Annotated in this window: 3 protein-coding genes; 2 read left to right on the top strand and 1 reads right to left on the bottom strand. The window is 40.8% G+C overall.

From position 1 onward, the window contains the following. Positions 1-839, top strand: an 839-nt coding sequence (locus tag AAGC65_RS24895; RefSeq protein ID WP_343115171.1) for a RagB/SusD family nutrient uptake outer membrane protein, incomplete at its 5' end; no start/stop codon positions are given. Between the two features lie 127 nt (positions 840-966). Here AAGC65_RS24895 and AAGC65_RS24890 read toward each other — a convergent pair. Next, positions 967-1,860, bottom strand: coding sequence for an AraC family transcriptional regulator (locus AAGC65_RS24890; protein ID WP_343115170.1), 894 nt, complete (start codon positions 1,858-1,860; stop codon positions 967-969). A 342-nt stretch (positions 1,861-2,202) separates the two neighbouring features. Between AAGC65_RS24890 and AAGC65_RS24885 the strand changes: the two genes are divergently transcribed. Further along, positions 2,203-4,650 carry a family 78 glycoside hydrolase catalytic domain gene (locus AAGC65_RS24885; RefSeq protein WP_343115169.1) on the top strand — a complete coding sequence of 816 codons (2,448 nt, stop codon included), beginning with the start codon at positions 2,203-2,205 and terminating at the stop codon, positions 4,648-4,650. Positions 4,651-4,915 lie beyond the last annotated feature (265 nt).

The raw sequence follows: 4,915 nt of genomic DNA, 5'->3' as shown, positions 1-4,915 counted from the left end.
GGACGGTTTTCCCTAACGGATTTGGCGGTATCGAATATAACGGCGCAACCAGCGAGACAGTAGATGCCTATGAAATGGCCGATGGCACTACATTTTCAAGAAGCAACCCTGCCCAGGAAAAAGAACCTTATAAAAACAGAGATCCACGGTTTTACGCTACTATTTTATACGAGGGAGCCAAATTCAGGCCGCGTGCTTCAAACCTTGTAGGTATTGACCCGGTGGGTGTTTTACAGGTTGGTACCTGGGAAAAATGGGATGCCGCAGCCGGAAAAATTACTTATGTATATGGTTTGGATAGCCGTAACAGCGCTGTTTATGGTGGGGGTTATAACAACACCGGTACATCCATGTTAAAATTTATTAACCGTAAAACTGATATGTATGTTAGTCACCAGGATGATCTGACCTGGCGCTATATCCGTTATACCGAGATCATCCTTAACTACGCTGAGGCCTGTATAGAACTGGGGCAGGATGGCGAGGCGCGTACCTACCTCAACATGATCAGAAAAAGAGCAGGTATGCCTGATATTACCGAATCGGGTGCTGCTCTTAAAAAGAGGTATCAGAACGAAAGGCGCATTGAAATGCTGTTTGAAAATCAGCGCTTTTTTGATGTACGCCGCTGGATGATAGGCTCGGACGCATATCACCCGATGCATGGGGTTGATGTAGTTTATAAGTTAAATCCTGATAAAACAACCGCTACCATCCCTACGGTAACACCTGTGCAAATTACCACCGGTAAATGGGATGATAAAGCTTACTTTATGCCTATTTCAAGGAGTGAAATGAACAAAAACTCTAAACTGGTGCAAAACCCGGGCTATAATTAATCTGTTGACCGGAACCATATCATCATTTATGTAATAATAATCTAATGGAGTTGATCAATTGAAAGGTTGATCAACTCCATTTTTTATATGGATGCTTATCTGATAAAGTAAACAAAGTTATAGTTGATCAAACATTCTCGGGGCTTTTTGCAAAGCCTTTTCTGAACGCTAAGGGAGTAAGCTTTGTTTTTTCTTTAAATAAGTTAGAAAAGTATTGTGTCGATTCGAAATTGAGTGAGTATGCGATTTCCTTAATTGGCCGCGATGAGTTCACCAGTTCTTCTTTCGCCTTTTCCAGCTTCAATTGAATTTGATATTGTATGGGCGCCATGCCGGTGTATGCTTTAAAGATCTTTCTGAATCGCGAATAACTGATATGTAATTGATCGGCAATATCATGAGGGCCAAGCTTGCTCTCTAAGTTATCCCTCATAATTGAGCGTGCCTTATTGATCATCGTCTCCATTTCATCTTCTTCAAATGCGGCCTGCTTTGATGAACTGTAAACCTGCCCCAGTAAATATATAGCAGCGCCGGCAACCAGTGGCTGGTAGGCTGGCTTTTCTTTATCAATGATCTCTATTACCTGCTCAAATAAACTAATCATGTTTTGATTATAGCCGATATTAACCACCGGACACAAAGGGTCGAAAAAGTCATGGTCTACAAGGTTGCTCATAAACGCGCCCCGGTATCCTATCCAATATTCTTTCCATCCGGTTTGTAAGTTTGGGCGATACCTGTGCCTGATATTTGGGAATATAGCTATTACTGAGCCGCTTACAATGGGTATGTCGCCCGTAGCTTGTGTATTAAAAACACCCGAACCTCCGGTTATATACACCAGCGAATACTCTTGCAGCACCCGGCCATTCTCCCAGCTAAAACTATGATGCGTTGGATGCCCGGCATCGGGATATTGTCCGCCGGGCGCATATTCCTGGTAACCTGCGTGCAATACCTGTAATCCCCAGCCTTCATCTTTACTTGATATGGGAAGATATTTGTAAAAATTCTTCATAGCTATTACTCTTTTATAAATGGTATTCGAATATCGAAGAAATTTTAGTTTTATATTCAAAATAGCAAAAACCGAACATAAAATATCAAATCACTAACATTTGACCATAATTATCGCCGGATAAACTGGTGCCGCAGCCTTTGGGTCACCGATAATGTTTAGTCAATGCTTTCCGCATTGATGTCTTTTTGCCGGATAATTCCATCAAAAAGTACATGTTATATATCAAAAAGTATACGTGTTAAAATGTGTGCATTTAATATTTTTAATAACAATTATCAACCGCATCTGGATGCCGTTCGTCTTAATTTTTAGCGCGTAATTTTATCCATTAACCAACAAATGAGTAACAATAAATATTTTATCAATACCACAAAAGTTATAATTCTCATAATAACATTGTTGGGTAATGCCAGCTTGTATGCTCAAAATACTTCAACGAATAATCGATGGGGGAAAAATGCACACATTTCTAAAACATCGTTAACCCTTGATGGTGTAAAACCGATAGCCAGCTGGATATGGGATTCAGGGCCTGAAAATCCGCAAAACTACTACCTGCTTGTCCGGAAAACGTTTAACCTGGATAAGGTTCCGCTTAATGCCATCGCCTTTATATCTGCCTATGCATACGCCGATGTATATATTAACGGTAAGTTATTTGAGCGCTGCCCAATGAACTGTGATCCTGAATATCAGTGTTACGATAAGTTTGATATTGCAGGTTATCTTCAAAAAGGAGCGAATTGTATCACCGCTGTAGTACAAAACTTTGGCGTTGGGCTTCATTCACAGATGAATGCCCGTGGGGGATTCTTTTTACAGGCAAAGCTTAACTTCCCGGGCAGGTCTGTAAACCTGTTAAGTGATAGCAGCTGGAAAGTAACTCATGCAAAAGCCTGGAATACACAAACGGCTTTCAGGGATACCAATGCCCGCCTTATTGGTTTTATAGAAGAATTTGATGCCCGTTTATGGCCTAAAAACTGGCAAAGCGCAATGTTTAATGATGCCGCCTGGGAAAATGCAAAAATAATCGGCGTTCCACCGGTTGCACCATGGAATCAGCTTACCGTTATTGAACGCCCCCGTTTAAGCCGTAGTATGATCAAACCTGTAAGGCAATGGAAAAGTGGTAATAAAATGGTTTACGATTTTGGTGTTGAAATTGTAGGTTATCCTCGGTTTACCATTAACTCCCGCAAAGAAGGTATTAAATTTGAAATTGGTACCGGCGAACGATTGGATACAAACAGAGCGCCCTTGCTTCGTGTAAGCAGCGATCATTCTGAAAAATACACTACCATAAAAGGTGTGCAAAGCTGGCGCCCATACACGTGGAGCGGTTTCAGATATTTCTCAATAGAAACAAATACAAATATTGATATCCAAAGCGTTACTGCTGAATTTGCCTGCTACAATTATGAAATGCAAAGTTCATTCGCGTGTTCTGATGCTCAGTTAAATAAATTTTGGGAAATAGGCAGGCATACCATGCGCATCAATTCGATAGATACCTACGAAGATCCATGGCGTGAACATACACAATACATTGCCGGTGATTCGCGGTATATGCAGATCTTTGGCAATTATGCATTTGGTAAAAGTTCAAGGTTGTTATCGGCCTACAACATTATATCTGGTGCCCAATCCCAACGCTGGCGAAGCGATGGCGCGGTTAGGAGCAGGTACCCTACTGATTATTTCCTGCAACCCGGTAGTTCTGCTTACCTGGCAGATTACCAGTTAGAATGGATGCTGATGATGTATGAGTATTTTTTATACTACGGCAACGATGAACTGATTGAACAGCTATATCCAAACCTGAAAAAGGCAATGGATTATTATAAACCTTTTTTAGACACTAAAACAGGTTTACTTGCCAACTTACCCGGATGGATAGTTCTTGACTGGCCCAGTACCTACCCCATAGAACAGAAGAGTATGATAACAGGAACCAATTGTTTATATTACGGTGCATTAAATGCGGCGGCAAACATAGCTAATGATTTTGGCCATGATCCACAACAGGCAGAGCAATGGAAAAAAGAGGCTGCGGAATTAAAGAATAACATTAATAAAAGACTTTGGTCGGAAAAAGACCAGGCGTATTTAGATAGTTACGGAGGGACCAGGGTTGCCCAACAATCGCAGGTTTACGCTTTGGAATATGGCCTGGCCGATGATAGCAGAAAAAAAGGCATGATCGAGCTGATCAAAAAGAGCGGAAAAGCCAGTGAGCAATCATTTGCCTACCGGGTTTTAAAAGTGATGTTATCAGAAGGAAACGAACAATGGGCCATGGATTATATGCGAAAAAACTGGGGTGCGCAAACCAGGCTTGCTTCTTTTAACGGAGCTTGGCAGGAAGGCTGGGATCTTCCGTGGGGCTCAACCTCGCATGCATGGTCATCCGGGCCAACCGCTTTACTTACAGAAAAACTGCTTGGAATTGAGCCTGCCGGATATGGCTGGAAAACATTTATTGTTAAGCCAACTGTTAGTGATTTAACCTGGGCAAAAGGGAAGGTTTCAACTGTATCTGGAGATATTTCGGCCAGTTGGAAAAAAACTGCCGGCAATCATTTTTTCTTAAAATTAAGTGTACCCAAAGGCACCAAAGGCCGGGTTTATTTGCCAACATCAAAGCAACAATCAATTACTATAAACGGAAAACCGCCAGCAAAAAAGTCAACATATCAAATGTATGCCGCCGGTAATAACTGGTATGTTATAACCATCAGTGCAGGCACTTATCAGTTTGAATGTGAAATAAACCATGCGATATAATATATAAGGGAGATAAGCCCCTTCGCTGATTTAACCAACGCTCAACAACAGGGGGAATCATAAATGATCCATTCAAAAATAAGGTTATAGATATTGCCGGTTTTACTATAGCCCGGAGAAAACTAAAGCCCCTTAATTTTTATATTAAGGGGCTTTACAATTATAAAAATTGCTTTTGCAAAATGATAATAACACCACTAATCTATTTTAAAAATTACTTTGTCTTTTTGAATTTTTTTGAACCAAATAAAACATTTTTTGAACC

This window comes from Mucilaginibacter sp. (assembly GCF_039207105.1).
Lineage (GTDB): Bacteria > Bacteroidota > Bacteroidia > Sphingobacteriales > Sphingobacteriaceae > Mucilaginibacter.
The sequence above is the reverse complement of the archived record's forward strand: the minus strand, read 5'-3'. Positions and strand labels throughout refer to the sequence as shown.

Coding starts and splice junctions, on each gene's coding strand:
- AAGC65_RS24890 (WP_343115170.1), bottom strand. CDS start 1,860: ATGAAGAATTTTTACAAATATCTTCCCATATCAAGTAAAGATGAAGGC.
- AAGC65_RS24885 (WP_343115169.1), top strand. CDS start 2,203: ATGAGTAACAATAAATATTTTATCAATACCACAAAAGTTATAATTCTC.